This window comes from Acinetobacter sp. YH12097 (assembly GCF_013419225.1).
GTDB classification, from domain to species: Bacteria; Pseudomonadota; Gammaproteobacteria; order Pseudomonadales; family Moraxellaceae; genus Acinetobacter; species Acinetobacter amyesii.
Genome location: NZ_VPAN01000004.1, coordinates 70,710 through 90,301, shown reverse-complemented (window position 1 = coordinate 90,301; position 19,592 = coordinate 70,710). Strand labels below are relative to the sequence as shown.

14 protein-coding genes are annotated in these 19,592 nt (G+C 43.2%); 6 read left to right on the top strand and 8 right to left on the bottom strand.

Annotated features, from left to right (window positions below; genetic code table 11):
• Positions 1-123 precede the first annotated feature (123 nt).
• Positions 124-645, bottom strand: a complete 522-nt coding sequence (locus FTU37_RS03415; protein WP_180024754.1) for a hypothetical protein — start codon at positions 643-645, stop codon at positions 124-126.
• Between the two features lie 179 nt (positions 646-824).
• On the opposite strand from FTU37_RS03415, the gene FTU37_RS03410 reads away from it, so the two are divergent.
• The 6 genes from FTU37_RS03410 to FTU37_RS03385 all read left to right on the top strand — a co-directional run bounded on the left by FTU37_RS03410 (position 825) and on the right by FTU37_RS03385 (position 15,205).
• On the top strand, positions 825-4,610 hold the full coding sequence (locus FTU37_RS03410; protein WP_168377971.1) for an exodeoxyribonuclease V subunit gamma: 3,786 nt from the start codon (positions 825-827) through the stop codon (positions 4,608-4,610).
• Positions 4,607-8,377, top strand: a complete 3,771-nt coding sequence (locus tag FTU37_RS03405; RefSeq protein ID WP_168377970.1) for a UvrD-helicase domain-containing protein — start codon at positions 4,607-4,609, stop codon at positions 8,375-8,377. Before FTU37_RS03410 ends, FTU37_RS03405 begins: the two co-directional genes overlap by 4 nt.
• 134 nt (positions 8,378-8,511) lie before the next feature.
• A complete protein-coding gene (gene recD / locus FTU37_RS03400; RefSeq protein WP_373686266.1) occupies positions 8,512-10,299 on the top strand; it encodes an exodeoxyribonuclease V subunit alpha in 1,788 nt (595 codons plus the stop codon).
• Between the two features lie 868 nt (positions 10,300-11,167).
• Entirely contained in the window at positions 11,168-11,437 is a 270-nt protein-coding gene (rpsO, locus tag FTU37_RS03395) for a 30S ribosomal protein S15 (RefSeq protein ID WP_005007057.1), read from the top strand.
• Between the two features lie 273 nt (positions 11,438-11,710).
• Positions 11,711-13,798 carry a polyribonucleotide nucleotidyltransferase gene (gene pnp / locus FTU37_RS03390; RefSeq protein WP_171262611.1) on the top strand — a complete coding sequence of 696 codons (2,088 nt, stop codon included), beginning with the start codon at positions 11,711-11,713 and terminating at the stop codon, positions 13,796-13,798.
• Positions 13,799-13,936: 138 nt separating this feature from the next.
• Complete coding sequence (locus FTU37_RS03385; RefSeq protein ID WP_168377969.1) at positions 13,937-15,205, top strand: magnesium transporter CorA family protein; 1,269 nt, start codon at positions 13,937-13,939, stop codon at positions 15,203-15,205.
• Positions 15,206-15,240: 35 nt separating this feature from the next.
• On the opposite strand, the gene FTU37_RS03380 is transcribed toward FTU37_RS03385, so the two are convergent.
• From FTU37_RS03380 to FTU37_RS03350, 7 genes are all read right to left on the bottom strand, one after another.
• Positions 15,241-15,690: a DUF2147 domain-containing protein gene (locus tag FTU37_RS03380; protein ID WP_168377968.1), complete on the bottom strand. Its 450-nt coding sequence runs from the start codon at positions 15,688-15,690 to the stop codon at positions 15,241-15,243.
• Between the two features lie 171 nt (positions 15,691-15,861).
• Positions 15,862-16,125: a YdcH family protein gene (locus tag FTU37_RS03375; RefSeq protein WP_168377967.1), complete on the bottom strand. Its 264-nt coding sequence runs from the start codon at positions 16,123-16,125 to the stop codon at positions 15,862-15,864.
• 69 nt (positions 16,126-16,194) lie between these two features.
• Positions 16,195-16,533 carry a chaperone modulator CbpM gene (locus FTU37_RS03370; protein WP_078189792.1) on the bottom strand — a complete coding sequence of 113 codons (339 nt, stop codon included), beginning with the start codon at positions 16,531-16,533 and terminating at the stop codon, positions 16,195-16,197.
• A gap of 10 nt (positions 16,534-16,543) precedes the next feature.
• Positions 16,544-17,506, bottom strand: coding sequence for a DnaJ C-terminal domain-containing protein (locus FTU37_RS03365; RefSeq protein WP_168377966.1), 963 nt, complete (start codon positions 17,504-17,506; stop codon positions 16,544-16,546).
• Between the two features lie 141 nt (positions 17,507-17,647).
• Positions 17,648-18,112: a DUF2147 domain-containing protein gene (locus FTU37_RS03360; RefSeq protein WP_168377965.1), complete on the bottom strand. Its 465-nt coding sequence runs from the start codon at positions 18,110-18,112 to the stop codon at positions 17,648-17,650.
• Between the two features lie 188 nt (positions 18,113-18,300).
• Positions 18,301-18,765 (bottom strand): DUF2147 domain-containing protein, encoded by a 465-nt coding sequence (locus tag FTU37_RS03355; protein ID WP_168377964.1) that lies wholly within the window; start codon positions 18,763-18,765, stop codon positions 18,301-18,303.
• Between the two features lie 284 nt (positions 18,766-19,049).
• Entirely contained in the window at positions 19,050-19,502 is a 453-nt protein-coding gene (locus FTU37_RS03350) for a DUF2147 domain-containing protein (protein ID WP_168377963.1), read from the bottom strand.
• Positions 19,503-19,592 lie beyond the last annotated feature (90 nt).

Below are 19,592 nucleotides of genomic sequence, written 5' to 3'. Positions count from 1 at the left end.
CACGATATTCGTGGCTTTTTTCATTTTCAAAACTAGCTCATTTTCAGATTTACTTAATCTTTAGATCTATGGTTTAGATCACTTTGATTATTAAATCTTATAGATTTGCTAGACATCGCTCCGTTAACCATTGTTCGGCGTTGGGACAGGTTGGTTCGGAAATTTCTGTTGAATACGTTTCGCTAATTGGTAGCTTTCTTCCACATGGGTTTCAGCGACTTTTTTCATTACGATATAACCCAAACTGGCTGCTACCAATTGCCCACCTAGTGGAATAAATTTGGTCACTTGTTTGGTAATATATTTTGCTGCAATGTTATTCAGCGATTTTTTCATCGCGGTTCGTGCAACCACTAAGCCTGAAAATTCGACACCACGTTTACGCAGTTCCGTCCAATGAATCTGTTTGGTTTTCGGGTCATACACACTAATTTGATCTGGCGCTAAACCAAAACGCGCATTAATTTCTGGAATGAGCTGTGACAAAATTCCGACGTCAATCACCACATCCAAAAATGGCACAGGAATAATAGCTGCACCTGCTGAAAAATAAGCACGTTTTTTGACGAGCTCTAAGCATTCAGCGCGAATAATGTCCAGATTTAAGTTAGGGTCGATGGAATCAGGAATGTTATCAATTTTCATAAGCAGATACCCTTGATACTGGATTGGTTTTTTTCTCATAAAGTATCATTAAGATACTTGTTTAAAAGCATTTTTTGCAATCTATTCTCTTGTCAAAGTCGCATAGACAGCCCAAGATGTATAGTAAATAATCATTGTTGTTTTGTAGTAGTTGGTCACTCAGGCTGTAAAGGTAATCCATGGCAATACATGTAATTCAAAGTCAACGAATCGAAGTTTTGGTGGATTGTCTAATCGAAAAATTGAAATCGAATCAATCGACCAATGCTTTGTCCGTCTTGCAAGAACGACATATCGTGGTGCCCGATCAAGCCATTGCTGCATGGTTAGAAAAACAAATTGCTGAAAAAATCAGTATTAGTGCCAATATTAAGCATCATCGTAAAATTTTAGGGTTGCAGTGGAAAGCCTACGATTGGGCCTTGCCGAATAAACAAGACCGAGAGCGGATTAAAGGTATCAACATGCCGCCGTTGATTATGCAATGGCGTATTTATAATGCTTTAGCGGTTTTTATTGCAGCTGATCAGTTTGATGCAGCACAGATTCCGACAGATGTTCAGCCCTTAGTTCAGCGTATTTTTGACAGCACAGCACAGCTCTCAGATCGAAAAAAACGTGAGCAAAAGCGGCAAGAAATGTTGTACTGGATCGCTGCTCAAGTCACTCGGCTTTTTACCAACTACATGGCCTTTCGTGGCAGTTGTATTCATACCCCAGATGAAGGTGTTGAGCACTGGATTTGTCCACATTGCGATACCGATTGGTTGAAGGCGTGGAGTCACAATCAGCCTTTAAATATCATGCAACTCACAGGTCTGAAACCTGAACAAGCCGATGAATATCTACCGACGCAGGCTCGACAACTGGAGCATTGGCAGCGTTGGTTATGGCATCAAGTATTCCAAAAAGACTTTAATGACCGTCAGGAAATAGACAATAAATTTTGGTTTGCCTTGGCGCGTGCTGAGCAAAATCGGCAGCAGCAGTTTGATTTGGATGCTGAGGATGATGAACGCGATGATGATGAGCGTCATCAAACCTATAACGGTTTGCCTGAACAAATTTTTGTTTTTACGACCTTAGAATTACCACCTGCACAACTGAAATTTTTATATCGCTTGGCGGCGTATACCGAAGTACATTTGTTGTATTTCAACCCATCGCGTGAGTATTGGGCAGACATGGTCGATCCAGTTTGGAAAGATCGTTATAACTTGAAATTACAACAGCGTTATATTGAGCGAAATCCCAATGTCAGCACAGCGCAAATTCAGGCCTATCTGAGTACGACCAATGCCGAATTTCGTGAATCACAGCATTCACTACTGACGCGTTTAGGCAAGCGTGCGCGGGATAACTTTGCATTATTGGTGAATATGTCTGGTGGCGAAGGCTGGGAAGATATTTTTCCAGACACCGAGCCGACAACACTGCTCGCTCAAATTCAATATGACATCATGACCTTAGAAGAACCCGAGCAGCATCAATATGCACTCGCGGGGGCAGATGAATCGATTCAATTTCATGTCTGTCATTCTAGCCTGCGTCAGTTAGAGGTTTTACGTGAACAGTTGGTGCATTGGTTGGCCGATGGCACGGAACAAGAGCCACGCCATCCGAGTGATATCTTGGTCTTGGTGCCAAACTTAAAAGAACTGGAACCGCATATTCGGACGGTCTTTTCGACGACTCGAGGCATGGGTCGCAGTGCTGTGGATTTACCTTATATCCCAGTCAAAATTGCAGGGGTGGTCAGTCAAGATATTCAAAATGCATGGCAAGCCTTTGTTGGACGCATTGAAATTAGTCAAGGTCGTTTTACCGCAGAAGATTTTCATGATTGGCTGAATTTGAATGCGGTGCAAGAACTGTATCAGCTCGACCATGTGCAAATGGAACGTATGATGGAACTGCTGATTCAAGCTGGTTTCCGTCGTGGTTTAGACGAACAGCACATGTTGGCTTATTTGTCCGAGCAAGACCGAGATTATCGTTATACCTTTAAATTTGCATTAGACCGTTTGGCGTTAGGAATTGCGATACCACAACATGCCGTATTTGAGGACACCTTAAGTTTTGCAGGGGTGTCGAGTAGTGATTTTGAGTTGGTTCAAACTTTAATTCAGATCTACCGAGATATCAGTGCGCGTCGAGATTGGCTCAATCCGAATCTCAGCACACAGACTGTCAAAGTGTGGTTGCAACAATTAGATGCAGATTTAAAGCCTTTTGTGGAAGCCAGTGGTCGAGCATTTGAAACCATTCGCAGTGTGATGCGTGCGATGACGCAACGTCTGCATAATGCCCAAAGTGATAAAGTTGAGTCGCTCCCAAACAGCTTTAATTTGCCATTATCTTTGCTGCTCAAAGAAATACAACAAGGCATCGATAGCTCTGCCGATCAGATCGAACCGACAGGATCAGTGACCTTTGCGGACATGGGGAAAATCCGCCAAGTCCCATTTTCATTGGTGGTGTTAATGAACATGGATAGCGGCAAATTTCCGCGTCGTGATCAGCAAGTGCCTTTTGATTTGATGGATGTGTTTAAACCGGTTTTGGGTGATCGCTCTCGTTTGGAAGATGATAAAGGTGCATTTCTAGATGCCTTGTTATTTGCCCGACAGTCCTTGTGGATTTTCTATAATGGCTTTGATGTCAATGATGGTGAAAGTCGGGAGCCATCCTCTGTGATATATGAATTTAGCCAGTTCCTCGCACGGATGATTCAGCCGCAGCAATTGAACCAACCCCATGATGCCATGCTGGATTTGGATGGCTTACGCATTCCACAGCAGCTCGAGCCGCTATACCATATTTATCCTTTGCAGCCTTTTGACCCGATGGGTTTTCAGCAGTCGAAAAACTTACGATATAAAGATCAATGGTTTGCTGTGGCGGAACATATTTTAGATCAGTCGGGACAACGCCAATCGTGGATTAACCGTGATTATCCTGTGCATGATGAGCAAGAAGTACGGGTATTAGATGGTCAGGAATGGATTAAAGATGTGGTGTTTCCTGCCCGTGCATATTTGAAAACGCTTGGCGTGGCCAGTGTCTATACTGGTGACCAATTGCCGCAGCAAGAGCCTTTGTTGCTGGACCGTTTACAGCAATATCATGTCCGTGACTTATTGCAAAAGCATTATGTGCAGCCTGCCTCTCGTGTCGATCAAACAGAGGATCAGAACTCTACGACCTCAGCTGAACCCGATATGGCCTTGTTCCAAGATGTACTGCCTGTGGGACATAGCCAAATAGCGACTTGGAAGCTCAGTTTGCAAGAGCAGGCACAGTTATTAGAGCGTTTAGATGGACGTTGTGTAACCGTGACCACCCTACAAAACCTACAGCTTGAACCGCATTTGATACTGAGCATCACCGTGCCTGAAGACCCTCAGAGTATGCATTGGTTGAGCTGTATGGCGTCAGGGGCAAAGCCTAAGCGTCAGACGCAAACGTGGCTCGAATATCTACTGTGGTTGAGCTATTTAGACTTAGGGGATGAGGGCGCTGCGTATCGTCGTGAAGTGATTTGTAATGATAAAAGCATAGTCTGTTGTGGATTAAGCTCTGCACAAGCCAAGCTGCAGCTCAGTGAGTGGGTGGCGATGTGGAAACATGCACAAAAACGTCCAGTGGTGCTGCCTGCTGCCTTAATTCGCCAAGAAAAATGCACTTGGGTGGAAAATGAAACAGGCCAACTCATGCCAGATAATTTTGCAAAGCTTCAAGAGGAATGGCTGAAAAATCATAGTTTTGGTGGAGTGGAGTTGGAATCGAATGAAGCCAATAGCCACCATCGTGATTGGACTTTTATTTTACAGCAACAAGCGGCAGATGAGCTTCTGGCATTGTCCTGTCGTTATTATGCAGAACGTTTATATCATGTGATGGATACCGAGGCAGATGACGGCCTAAAAAAACTTAATGTCATCAAGCCTGAGGTGAAAAAATGAATATGCCACAGCAAACGATGAAAATGTCCACCAACCCGATTGCAGACATGAGCTTTACGGGGCTGCACTGGATTGAAGCCTCTGCTGGTACTGGTAAAACCTATACGCTTTCCAGTCTGATGGTGCGGATTTTTCTCGATCGTTATATGCCGAATCAGGTCATTGCCACTACCTTTACACGTAAGGCTACAGCGGAACTCAAAGCGCGGGTTCGGCTGCGGATTGAAGAAACCCGTGACTTTATTTATGGCCTGCTCGCGGCATCTCAAGGTGAGTTGGCCGAACTTCAGCAAAGTTTGAGTGACCCTTTGTATCAGCAAGTGCTGAAAGATCATGGGCATCACTTAGATTATGCCTACAATCGTCTGAACGTGGTCTTACAACAATATGAAGAATTGTTTGTTGGGACCTTGGACAGCTTTAGTCAAAAGTTATTACGTGAATTTGCCTTTGAAAGTGGTCGTATTGAACAGGTGCAAATCAGTGATGATGAAGACCTGTATATTGAACGGATCATTCATGATTTATTAAGAGATTGGATCCAGCAGCAACCTGCGCATTTGATTGAATATTTAATGTTGAATCATCAGTTGAAAGGCCCTGAATACTATCTGGGCGTGGTAAAGGAAAGTCTAAATTTCCCATCGGTGGATTTGCGCGTCCCTGAATTACCCGAAAATGCCTTGGCGCATTTTGAAGCGATGTGTCATCAGCTTGCACAAATGCTGCCTGCCGCTCGTGTAGAGCTTGCAGCGTGTTTTGATGCCGCAAGTCATTATAAAAACCTGGTCGACGCTCGACGTTTTAATAAAGGGGCATTTTTTGTCACCTTTAACACACGCATTCCCGAGTTTTTACAGCACTTTGAAGCTGCGGGTAGCCAAGGGGTTTTGACCCAGTCCGACGTGTTACAACCGACGATGAAAGCCATTCGCTCATTGTTTTATGATCCGAATAAAACTGAATTTAAGCCACGTGTCTTTAAAGACAAAGTCGTTGAAGAGCAGCCTGATGTCTCAAAAGCGTTTTATCAACATGCTTTTGTTCAACAACTCCGAGCGGTGCTCAGCGCTTATGAACATATCAATCAAGCAGAACAATACCTGAATTTTTATTTGGCGCAGGAAGTCAAAAAGCGTTTGCCTCAAGTGTTGTCCCACGCTGGGGAAACCACCTTTTCACAACAAATTCGGACCTTATCGGAAGCCTTACAGCAAAGTTCAGCAGCGGGGAAAGATAGTTTTGCTGCCCATGTTTTAGCACGATATCCGCTGATTTTAGTCGATGAATTTCAAGACACCAACCAAGATCAAGATGACATGCTGTCCAGTATTTGGCGGGTCAAGGAGCGCTTACATCAGGGCTGTATGATTATGGTCGGCGACCCGAAACAGGCGATTTATGGATTCCGTGGCGGTGACATGCTGACCTATCGTAAAGCGCGTCATGATATTCAAAGCAAGGGTGGACGTTGTTATACCTTGAACAAAAACCATCGTTCAGTCAAAAACTTGGTTGAAGTGGTGGATGCCTTGTTTCATCGGCAAATGGACTTTGGTGAGCAAGTTGAATACACCCCGATTCAAGCAGGTGAGCGTGAGCATCCGCCGTTGATGGATCATGATCAAGTCAATCCACAACCTCTGCGTTGGTTGGCTTTGGATGAAACGCTGAATGAAGCTGAGCAAGTGGCTTGGCAGATTCAGTCATTGCTCAACCAAGCTCAGCAAGGACATTTATATTTTCAAGACAACAATACCCAGCGAGCACTGACAGCAAACGATATTGCGGTCTTGGGGCAAAACCATTTCGACTTAGAGCAAGTGCAACAATGTTTATTGCAGCTCGGCGTTCCTTGTTATAAAGCATCTCGGGACAGTGTCTATAAAAGTTCCGTCGCACAAGATGTAGCCGCTTTGCTGACCGCGATTTTGAATCCCTATCAAGAAGCCAAGGTGAAACGTGCGCTGCTGAGCCGTTTATTGGGTTTTGATCTGAAACAACTGGTCGCACTCGAACAGCAAGCGGATGGACTCAGCGACATCATCGAAAAACTCGAACAGATTCGACAAATTTGGAATGAGCAAGGATTCCGCAGCGCGTGGAATAGCTGCATGACGGTCTTTCAGGTGTGGACGCGTTTGGTGGCTGGGCAAAGTCGAGATAATGAACGCACAGTGGTGAATTTACGCCATATCGCAGAATTATTAAGTCAGCAAAGTGAACACTACACCGGTGCGCATAAGCTCTATCAATGGTTTATTCGCCAAATCAATTTAGGCATCAATAATGAAAGTACCCAAGAGCGAAAATTGACTGGGCAATTGGGGGTGCAACTGATGACGATTCATGCATCCAAAGGCTTAGAATTTGGTTGTGTGTTTTTATTGGGAGCAAATGCGGGCTTAAGTGAAAAAGGCAATTTGAATTTTTCCCTTAAAGACAATCAGCAAAAAAGCCTTGGGTTAGAACGTGTGATTGCCGTGAAGTCTTCGGACTTACCCGAAGATGATATTCAACAAAATGATGCGCGCAATGAAGCAGAGCATCATCGCTTGTGGTACGTGGCGTTGACCCGTGCCAGTTATCGTGTTTATGCCGTGCTACGTCATCATGAGGTCGAAAAGAAACAATTGGCAGAAGCGCGTTCAGGACTGACTTTTTGGCGTGGAAGCGCACCAGATCTGTTCCAACACGCAGATAGTGTGGATGCCGATGTCTTGCGTGCAGCACCACCGATGTTGACTCAGACTCAGGTTGAAGCTGTTGTGTTAGAGGCGGAAGAAATTCCCAACAGCCATTTTTATCCACGAGAAACCACCAGTTTTACCGCGCTCACGCGCACGGCGCATAAGGCGCACATACAACGTGACCAACTGGCAGCGGCAATGACCGAGCAGGAAGACAGTGCTGCCGATGAAGTTGAACAAGTTGAAATTATTGAAGCAGAAACGGCAGAGAAAATTAGCTGGATTAAACGGCATTTTCCAAAGGGAACCAAGCCCGGAAGTTTCTTGCATAAATTGATGGAAAAAGTTCGATTTAGCACCCCTGAAGAGAAGTTGGCCAAAGCCATCGCATCACGTTTTCATAGTGATGTTGAGTTTGATTCGCCGCAAATGTTGCAAAACTTGATGAAACAGTTTGGTCAAACGGCAAACCCTGAGCAAGATGAAGCTGAACTGATTGAAGAAATGCGGGAATGGTACAGTCAAATTATTCATACACCATTGCATGATGGTTTTAGCCTGCATCAGTTAAACGATGGTGAATATCGTTCAGAAATGGACTTTCATTTAAGTATGGCAGATCGTGCATTGGCGATACGTAAAATACGCATGCTATTTGAAAGCCTAAATGAGCCAGATTTACAGATACAAGATTTGAATGATGTGTTTACGGCACGCTATCTGACGGGGTCGATTGACTTGGTATATTATGATGGTCAGCGTTATCACATTGCCGATTATAAAAGTAATTTCTTAGGCGATCAGACCGCACATTATAATCATGCCTATATTCGAGAAAGTATGAGTCATTCTAGTTACTGGTTGCAGGCGGCTTTATATTTGGTGGCCCTACATCGTTATTTGAAAGCCGTGATGAAAGACTATGACATGACGCAGCATTTGGGTGGGGCGAGTTATTTATATCTTCGCGGTATGGATGGACAGTCCGATCGTGGAGTATATCACTGGAAGCCGGCGGATACATTCATTCAAAACCTCGATGCAATATTGAGCGAAAAGGTTGTGGCTAAAACGTGAATAAGCACGAAAAAGATAAAAATATTCACGCTGAAACAATAAGTTGCATTGTGGATAAGTTTGAGGATAACTGTGTGGAAAATGATCAAAAAGCCTTGTCAGCACAGCCTTTGCATGCGGGACAAGAAAATACTGTGGAAACGCAGGTTTTAGTTCCCCAAAATACCCAAGAAAAAGCTGATTTAGATGAGGTTTTGCCGGATTGGATTGACTATTTAATCCAACATTATTTACCCAATCAGGCCAGTCATCCTGCTGCAAATCAGTTAATTCAACAATTGATGCAAGCCGTGGAAAAAGGCGATAGTTGTATTTTGGCCGAAGATGCGCAGATTCAATGTTTGGCTCAGATGGTTCAGCATGAGCAAGCTGAAAAAACACCTGTTGCGCCTTTTATTTTTGATTCACAGCGACTTTATCTTTATCGCTATTGGGCACTAGAAAATGCTTTAGCCAAGCAAGTTGCACGTTTAAAACAGCAAACAGAGCAAAATCTCAATCAAACGCAGATGCTTAATATTGAAAAGGATTTACTGACCGATCCCCATCAGATCCAAGCACTGCACATGGTGTGTCAGCACAATTTTAATATCATTACCGGTGGGCCTGGGACAGGTAAAACTTATACCTTGGCTCGGATTATTGCCGTGTTGAATGAGCAAAATCCAAATTTAAGAATTGCGATGGCAGCGCCGACAGGAAAAGCGGCGCAGCGAATGGAAGAAGCCTTACAAGCAGCGTTTAAAGATCCTGCATTGCAGCATTATTCGATTATTCACAAACATTTGAAACCCGTAACTTTGCATCGTCTATTGGGTTTAGGGACGCGCGCTATCCCGCGGTTTAATGAGCGCCAACGCTTACCCTATGACGTCATTGTGGTCGATGAAGCCTCCATGTTGGATTTAAGTTTGGCGCAGATGCTATTCGCGGCAATCCCTCAACACAGCAAGCTGATTCTCTTAGGGGATGCAGAACAGTTGGCTTCGGTCGATGTTGGCGCTGTTTTGGCCAACCTTCAGGATGTCGATGCCTTACAAGCCAACCGTACCCATTTACAGACCAGCCGCCGTTTTGTACAGGGTGCAGCCATTGGTGAGTTTGCTCGTTTTATTCAACAACAAGAACAACAGCAAACAACCACTGAAGTTCTGGCGAAATTCGAACATCAGGTGGTATCTGCATCCGAACTTCAGCCGATTCAACTGACACCGAATATGAGCGATGTGATTCAGTTGAAATATCTCCCTGAAGCCACGAACAGTGCGGCACATTGGGCAAAATATTATGATCAACTGATGTATGGTTTTCAGCCCTATGTGGCATGGTTAAAACAATGGCCAGAGCAACCCGCTGAATATGCAAATTGGTTAGCCCAATTGATTCGCTATTTTGATGATTATCGAATTTTATCGGCCATTCGACATGGAAAATTAGGCTTACATGAACTCAATCAGCAGATTGAACTACGGGTCTTAAATGCCTTGGGTGTGTTGAAACAAGGGGATTGGTATGTCGGTCGTCCAGTCATGATGACCTATAACGATTATCAACTTGGACTATCAAATGGTGATATCGGGATTTGCTTAAAACGACCGATGACGGAAAAGTCGCAGTTTGAGGTTTATTTTCCAAGTTTGGATAAATGGGTGGTGGCAACACGGTTACCTAAAAGTATAGAAACCGCCTATGCCTTGACCATACATAAGTCTCAAGGTTCTGAATTTACCCATACGGCGGTAGTTTTGGAAAATCATGCTACCGAAATGATGAGTAAAGAGCTGATTTATACCGCCATCACTCGTGCCAAAAAAGTGGTGAGTTTGCTTGTTGCAAAAGATGCATTGGCAAAAGCGCTTATAAAAAGAACAGCGCGAGTTAGTGGTCTGTTAGAAAAAATTAACAATCACCTACCTTTGTAAAGCCTAGGCAAAATGTACCGTATTTTGTAAGAAATGGCTTACATCGATTCAGGAGATTTGCGCATAGAGCTTTTTAGAGCTTTTTGAGAAGATGACTTCACAGAAAAAGAACTCAACATGGATGGTTGAGTAAAATCGCAAAAGTATAAGAATAACGTCAAAAGACAGCGAACTTACAGTGAAGTAAGGAAATAGGAAACTTACAGCCGCTAAGCCTTGTAGTTTTGGGAGAGACTACAGGGCTTTTTTATGTCTGGAAAATAAGAAATGCCTATACGCTGTAACAGAAAAGAAATAGAGCTTAACTGATGTACGAAAAAGCTTACATATAGATACGAAAAATACGACTTTTATCTAATAGCCGTTGTGGCAAAATCTACCACATAAGGAAGTGCAAGTTAAAACATGGAATGTTTGACATAAGGACGCGGAAAAGCGCCACATAAAACAATAAATAATAAAACAATAACTAAAAAAGAAGAAACTACAGCGCAAAAAAGCCCGAGCCTAGCTCGGGCTTTTTTTTAATCATTCCACTTTGAGTTTTGCATGCTAAACATCGAGTGGCAAAATATATCAAAAAATCAGTTTAAAATTCATTCAATGACATCGCATTCAACATGTTAGAAATATGCGGTTTTGTGTCACATAAAGTATCGAAACATATAAAAAATTTATAATGGAATCGATGTGAAAAAAAAGGCGCTATTATCGTCATGAAAACCTGACGAAGTCGGCCATCTCTTTTTGCAATTGGGACGATTTTCCCTTAATATAATGCACTTGCTGTAGTGATGCACGGCAGTCAGCTGATTTATCAGTTGATTCGTATCAAAAGTTAACTTTATAAGCATCTCGGAGAAATCGAATGGCTTTAACAAACGCAGATCGCGCAGAGATCGTTGCAAAATTCGCTCGCGCTGAAAACGACACTGGTTCACCAGAAGTTCAAGTAGCTCTTTTAACTGCTCAAATCAATGATTTACAAGGTCACTTCAAAGAGCACAAACACGACCACCATAGCCGTCGCGGTCTTATCCGTATGGTTAACCAACGTCGTAAGCTTCTTGACTACCTTAAAGGTAAAGATGCTACTCGTTACAGCGCATTGATTGCTGCTTTAGGTTTACGTCGTTAATTCGATTTAAACTTTTATTTTCGGACTATTGCATGCTTAGTGCTGTATTACTGAAAACTAAAGTCTATCCAACCTTGGTTGGATAATGGGGAAGGGGCGTTGATTCGCTCCTTCTTTGTGTCTCAAATTAGTATTTTTAATTAATGTTTTTAATATCTAGTGAGGTCGGCTTCTAAGCTTTGTCATTTATGTTGCAGCGTTTGGGGCGTTGAGTGAATGCCAAACCTTAGGGGTCTCCACTAGAATAAAATCAGGAAAAAATAAAACATGTCGATGTTTAATATTATTCGTAAAGAATTCCAATACGGTCAGCATCAAGTTGTCCTAGAAACAGGTCGTGTTGCGCGTCAAGCGAACACTGTAATCATCACTATGGGTGGTGTACAAGTTCTTGTTGCCGTTGTTGCTCAACCAACAGCTAAAGCAGGTCAAGACTTCTTCCCATTGACTGTTAACTACCAAGAAAAACAATATGCTGCAGGTCGTATCCCGGGCGGTTACGGTAAACGTGAAGGCCGCGCGTCTGAAGCTGAAACTCTTATTTCACGCTTAATCGACCGTCCAATCCGTCCGTTGTTCCCAGAAGGTTACTACAACGAAATCCAAGTGACTGCGACTGTGATTTCTTCTGACAAAACGATGGATGCTGACATTGCTGCAATGTTAGGTACATCTGCTGCACTTGCAATTGCGGGTACGCCTTTCCGTGGTCCAATCGGTGGTGCGCGCGTTGGTTTAATCAACGGTGAATACATCCTTAACCCGAACCACGAACAGCTTAAAGAATCTGACCTTGACCTTGTGGTTGCAGGTACAGAATCTGCAGTATTGATGGTTGAATCAGAAGCGAAAGAACTTTCTGAAGACCAAATGCTTGGCGCTGTATTGTTCGGTCATGACGAAATGCAAATCGCGATCCAAGCGATTAAAGAATTTGCTGCGGCTGCTGGTGCAACAGAGTCTACTTGGACTGCACCTGCGAAAAACGAAGACCTTCGTGCAAAATTAAAAGAAGCGTTTGAAGCGAAAATCTCTGAAGCATACACAATCGCTGTTAAACACGATCGTTATGCAGCACTTGATGCGCTTCAAGCTGAAGCTGTTGCTCAATTTGTTCCAGAAGAAGACGTTGACGGTATCGCTGACGACTTAGCTGAATTATTCGAAGACCTGAAATACCGTACAGTACGTGACAACATCTTGTCAGGTAAACCACGTATTGATGGCCGTGATACTAAAACAGTTCGTGCGCTTGACGTACAAGTTGGCGTGTTAGACCGTGCTCACGGTTCTGCATTATTCACACGTGGTGAAACTCAGGCGTTGGTAACAACAACTTTGGGTAATACACGTGATGCGTTAATGGTAGATACATTAGCGGGTACGAAAACTGACAACTTCATGTTGCACTACAACTTCCCTGCATACTCTGTAGGTGAAACTGGTCGTGAATCTGGTCCTAAACGTCGTGAAATCGGTCACGGTCGTTTAGCGCGTCGTGGTGTACAAGCTGTACTTCCAGCAGCTGACCGCTTCCCGTACGTGATCCGTATCGTATCGGACATCACTGAATCTAACGGTTCATCTTCAATGGCTTCTGTATGTGGTGCTTCTCTATCACTTATGGACGCAGGTGTTCCACTTAAAGCACCAGTTGCGGGTATCGCAATGGGTCTAGTCAAAGAAGGCGAGCGTTTCGCAGTTCTTTCTGACATCTTGGGTGACGAAGACCACCTTGGTGACATGGACTTTAAAGTAGCAGGTTCTGCAAACGGTATTACGGCACTTCAAATGGACATCAAGATCGAAGGTATTACTGAAGAGATCATGGAAGTTGCATTGAACCAAGCGTATGCAGGTCGTATGCACATCTTAAATGCAATGAACCAAGTGATTTCACGCGCTCGTCCTGAAATCTCTATGCACGCGCCTACATTCCAAGTGATCAACATCAACCCTGATAAGATCCGTGATGTGATTGGTAAAGGCGGCGCAACGATTCGTGCGATCACTGAAGAAACTAAAGCAGCAATCGATATCGAAGATAACGGTACAGTTCGCGTATTTGGTGAAACTAAAGCGGCTGCTTCTGCTGCTGTTGCGAAAATCCAAGCGCTTACTGCTGAAATCGAACCAGGTACAATCTACACTGGTAAAGTGATTCGTATCGTTGAATTTGGTGCGTTTGTAAACATCCTTCCAGGTACTGATGGCTTACTTCACATCTCTCAAATTTCTAACGAACGCATTGCGAACGTTTCAGACGTATTATCTGAAGGTCAAGAGATCAAAGTACAAGTTGCTGATGTCGACAACCGCGGTCGTATCAAATTAACCATGAAAGACATCGAACAAGCTTAATGGTTTGTTGATTCACAGGGTTTCGGCTCTGTGAATGGATTCTAAAAAGCCTTGAGTGCAGTCAGAGTATGAACTTTGACTTGCTCAAGGCTTTTTTTATGGCATCATGCAAAAAGTAAACACAATAATAAATGAGATATGCAAACCTATTATTTTTTTCAGCATCCAACAGCCGCGCATATCTATGTGCAAGACCAAGTGCAATGTGAGCATCATCCTGAACTTGAGCCTGAGTTTATTTGGATTGATTGTACCCGTGAAGATGTCGTCAACCGCCCAGAGCAGTGGCAGAGTGATATTTTTCAGGCATCAGACTTGCGGGTCAATGAATACCATCTGCGGGATATTTTAAATTTAGAGCATCCGTGTGCTTTTGACACACTTGATGATTACGATTTATTAATTTTTAGAAAAATGGTCACACCCGATGACCAAATTGCTGCTGGCGCCGATGCGCTTGAAAAGCATGAGCGGGTCTTTGGTTTGGCGACCACCCCGATCAGTTTTTTGCTCACGCCCCAAGTGCTGATCACGGTGCGCGAAAAAGGCAACAAAGCCATTGAAAGTTATATCCAACGAATTGAAACATTAATTTCTCGGCCGATTGATGAACAAAATAAACCACGAAAATTAGCCCTTACACCCTTAGATTTGGCATTGCGTTTACTGAATAATATGGTGGATGGATACTTGGATTTACGTGTTCCATTGACCCGCCGTGTCGAGTTTTGGCAGCAAGAATTGCTGCAAGGGCATCGGCGCTTTACCAAGTGGCATCAACTGCTGCAGGAAAATATGGCCTTTCAGCAAGTGGAAAATTTGTGTGAAGAGCAAATTGAAGCCTTGCAAGAACTGCGTGATGAAGTTGTGGATAATTACCCACATTTGAAAGGCAAAAAGCGCAGTGAAAAGCAGGATATCATGCTGGTTCGCGTAGATGATTTAACCAGCCATATCGAACGCATTCAAAAACATACCACACGATTACGCAGTGCCGTGCAGGCCGCCATTGATCTGCATTTTTCAGCCGTTGCCAACCAAACCAATGAAAATATGCGTATTTTAGCGATTATTACGGCGATTTTCGCACCATTAACCTTATTAACCGGTATATACGGCATGAACTTTGAGTTCATTCCCGGACTTAAATCGCCAACCGGTTTTTGGATCATGCTCGGCATCATGCTGATGACCACGATTTTACTGCTGTATTATTTTTATCGACGGCATTTGGTGGGGCGTGGTGAAAAAAGCGTGATTGATATGTTGGCGCAGCAGCACGGCGATCAACACATGAATCTGTTTTGGTTTATGGATTATGAACCAATCAAACAGACGGTGAAGGGCACAGTCAAAGGTACGGTTAAAACCATGAAAGAAATTGAGAAGCTGACGAAACTCAAATAATTCGTGTCAGCTTCTCTGATGGATGGGTCTAGTTGTTAATCATTACGAATCCATGTGGTACTACGTCCGAGTGCAGATACGCCAATATAGCCACGCATGGTTAAACGTTTGCCATTCGCACTCAGCTTGGCTTTGCCTTTATAGACATTACCTGAGAGGGGATCGAGCACGGTTCCATTGCTATATTCATTTGGATGTTGTGGGTCTGGCTTAAATCCTTTGATAATTTCGAGGCCCACCAAGGGAGCATTTTTGAGTTTGCCTTTGCATTTTAAGCATACTTCAACCAAGGGTTTGTACGGCAGTGGGCGTATTGCCGTGAGTGTTCCACTATATGTCCCATCGGCATTTTTGACGACGGTGACATCGCCGCGTGAATATCCTGTTTGGTCATCAATGGTTTTCCAAACACCGGTCATATCACTGGCATGCAACAGAGCGCTGAAACTGAGTAATGCCCCAAATAGCACATGATGTATTTGCATGATGAATCCTTTGTCATGATTTTATTGTTTTTAAATTTTGTTTTTAAAAAATCTGCAGTACAACCCGATTTGACCGATCCTTATGGTCCTAGCAATTCAATTGCGTAGCCTCGTAGGTTGTACTGCGAACGACATGCATCATGAAAATTCCCCTATACATGAGTCGATATCTCAAGAGATATCATCATTTTCATTACTTTTCAGCAAGCGGTAAATTTCATCTTTTAGCTTTAATTTCTTGCGTTTAATGGTCTCAATATCTGTGTTGTGGTGATTGACAGGATCTAATTCCAATTGAATGATTTCGCGATCCAACTCATCATGTTCTTCAAAGATCCGCGCAAAATGCGGATTTTCATCACGTAACTGAGTGACCAAATCACGGTACTCAGGAAACATGTTTTTGACTTTTTTATTGCAATCTCGTGTTTTCATGGTTGTCGATCATTTCCTCTACAAGAAAAAAGAAAAACGCCCTGCAGGACAGAGCGTTCACGAATACATTTAGTGCGAATGAAGCTGTTGGTGTTTCACTTGGCGACGTAGTTGTTGGACTTCATCAATCAGGTCGAGCATCATGGCGACCGCAGTAAAACTGGCATCGAAATCTCGTTGAAGCCGATAGGCACGCCGTGCGCGAGATATATCATCGCCAAAAAATTGATGAATCCTGTCTTCTGAACGGCTAGGCAGAATATCGTATTCGAGTAGTTGCAGAACCCATTCTGGACTTTGCCCACAGGCAGAGGCAAAGTGTTGTAGATCAAAACTACTTTTTTCGTCTACGATTTCAGTCTGTTTACATCCGTCACAGACAATTTCACGATAATGAATTGTTGTCATGGTGCTCTCCTTAAGACTGTCGTGGATTAAATGACGGAAAAGCTTGAGCAAAAGCCGCATAAGCTTGTTGCTCTTGTTCTGTTTGTGCAGCTGGTATCACTATATTTAAAATCAGGTAAAGCTGTCCGGGTGTTTTGTTTGGTATCCCTTTGTCCTTTAATCGTAGCTGCTGTCCAGTACGCGCATTTTTAGGAATCTGTAGCTCTAATGTTTTGCCATCAGGACTGGTAAATGCAATTTTTTGACCCAATGCTGCTTCCCATGGACTGATATTCAGTTGTTGGAAAACATCAGCACCTTCTACACGGGTTTGCTCGGTTTGTTTATACAAAATTTCAATGTATAAATCGCCAGCGGCTCCACCGTTATAGCCGGCTTGCCCTTGGCCGGAGAGTCGAATTTGTTGACCTGATTTCATACCTGCAGGAATTTTGACTTGCAGGGTTTTACGTTGCACTTCAGGCTCACCATGCGCATTCAGGCTTGGAATCTGTAAGGTGATATTCTGCGTTGCACCATGAAAGGCAATATCTAAATCCACTTCTAAACTGGCGTGTTGGTCTTCACCACGGAAGCTCTTGGTTTGGCGGTTTGCACGTTGATACTGATAGTCACCGCCACCAAAGCCTTGCCCAAAACGACCAAACAAGTCTTCAAATCCACTAAAGTCCGCATGCTGACCATCACTCGTCGATTGGCGATAAAACTGAGATTGGTCAAAACCATCTTGGTTGCCAGCATTAAACCCAGCAAATCCTTGAGGATGATCGAGTTCAAAATCGTATTGTTTTTTCTTTTCGGCATCACTCAAGGTGTCGTATGCAACATTAATCGCTTGCATACGCGCTTCAGCATCAGCCTCTTTACTGACGTCAGGGTGATATTTACGCGCCAATTTTCGATAGGCTTTTTTAATTTGATCTGCCGAAGCATCTCGGGCGATCCCTAAAGTTTGATAGTGATTGTCTGGCATACTCTCTGTATAAATATTGATTATGTTTTAATCAATATAGAAGGGTTCATCAAACTGTCATAGGGGCAAACTGCAGCTTATTGTTTCAAAACATGACAATAAAAAAGCCTCACGAGGAGGCTTTTAAAAACACATTTAAAATTAATATTTTATCCAAGTGACACTACGACCAATCACAGATACACCAACATACCCACGTATAGTTAAATGTTTTCCTGAAGCACTAAGTCTTGCTTTGCCTTTATAGATTTTTCCACCAATCGGGTCCAGAACTTTACCGTTTTGGAATTCACGTGGATTTTTTGGATCTTGTTTAAAGTCCCAAATAAATGGCAAGCCGATAAAAGGTTTATTTTTCAATTCACCTGGGCAGTTCGAGCAGACGCCCATTTTTTCAGTGCCAGGGACATTGCGTGTGGTGACAATGATGCCTTCATAGCTTCCATCGGCTTTTTTGCGAATTTCAACGTCTGCACGTGAATATCCGGTGCGGTCATCGACAGTTTTCCACTTACCCACTAGCGGATCGGTTTCCGCAGCGATTGACAATCCTGACAAAGTGCTAAGTACTATTCCGGCAAATAATTGTTGATATATTTTTTTCATTTCATCCCCTGAAAATTCAGAATTGTGTTTTTAGAGTAAGTTGCCTAATTTATATATAAAGCCCTACAAAATCAATGTGATGGTTTGTGATGTATTTGGCAGATTTTTTTAAAACACTGCTTTAATATGGAGTTTTTACTCTAATTTTTAAGTTAAAAAAGGCCTTTAATGATTTAAAGGCCTCGTGCTTAGTTTTTGACCCAAGTGACATTGCGTCCAATTGCAGAGCCTTCAGTACGACCATTGATGATCAAATGCTTGCCATTATTCATCAAACGAGCGCGTGCATTGTAGTGCTTGCCTGATTTGGGATCGAGCATCACTCCACCCACAAATTCATTGGGCTTTTCTGGATCAGCGCTTAAGCCGCTTAAAGTGGTTAAACCGACCATGGGTTTATTTTTCTGAGCACCGGTGCATTGCGTGCATGTCGAAACATTTGCTGTTCCGGGTACGCTTCGGCTTTGGATAATGGTGGCCGAATACAGGTCATGCTTATCTTTGCGAATCACCACATCGGCAAGGGAATATCCTGTTCGATCATCAATGGTTTTCCATGTCCCCACTAAGGGGTCAATCGCTGCAAAAGCAGAGGATAAACTGCAGATGGAGAACATGCCGAACAGGATAGAAGGGAGGAATTTAACAGCCATATAATTACCCACATTACACAAAAAGCGGATGCCTAAAACTTAAAGGCATAAAAATATTATGGGTTTAATGTAGCCTGAAATAATATGAATATTCTAGTGATTTTTTAAGAATTGGTATTTATATTTTGAGCCAAAACATGAACGAGTTGGCGCTAAATGAGGTTTATGCTGAACGTCTACGCACTAGTAAAATAGTCGGAATTCATCTCAAAGTAGATTATTATCGGCATGATGAACTCGTCTGGAGTTGAGTTCATCATGCCAATGAAAGCCAAATGGCGACTTTAGTTGACGCGGATCCAGGATACCGTCCGGCCGAGGAGCGTGGTTCCGACATACCCTCGAAGTGTCAGGACATTACCCCGCGCATTTAATTGCCCTTTACCTTGATAGGTATTGCCTGAAAGTGGGTCGATCACCTTGCCATCGGTGTACGCATTCTCTTTTGCATTATGTTTAAAGCCAGAGAAGATCGGTAAACCAATTAAGGGTGCATTTTTGAGTTTACCTTCGCATTTTTCACAAATGGTGGTGACAGGGCGGTTGGGGATGGCATGCACTTTGGTGATTTTACCGCTATAGCTGCCGTCTTTTAATTTGGTGATTTGGACTTCAGCACGTGCATAGCCTGTTTTGTCATCTATGGTTTTCCAGGTCCCGACGAGGTCTGCTGCATGTGCTGTCATTGGGCCAAAGCAGAACATGGCTAAAGGAATAGCGAGTGTTTTGAGTTTCATATTTTATCCAATTTTTTTACATTATTTTTCTATTAAAAATAAAGCTTTGTTGGTTTTTTTGACTTTATTTCTGGCGCGATTCTACTCGAA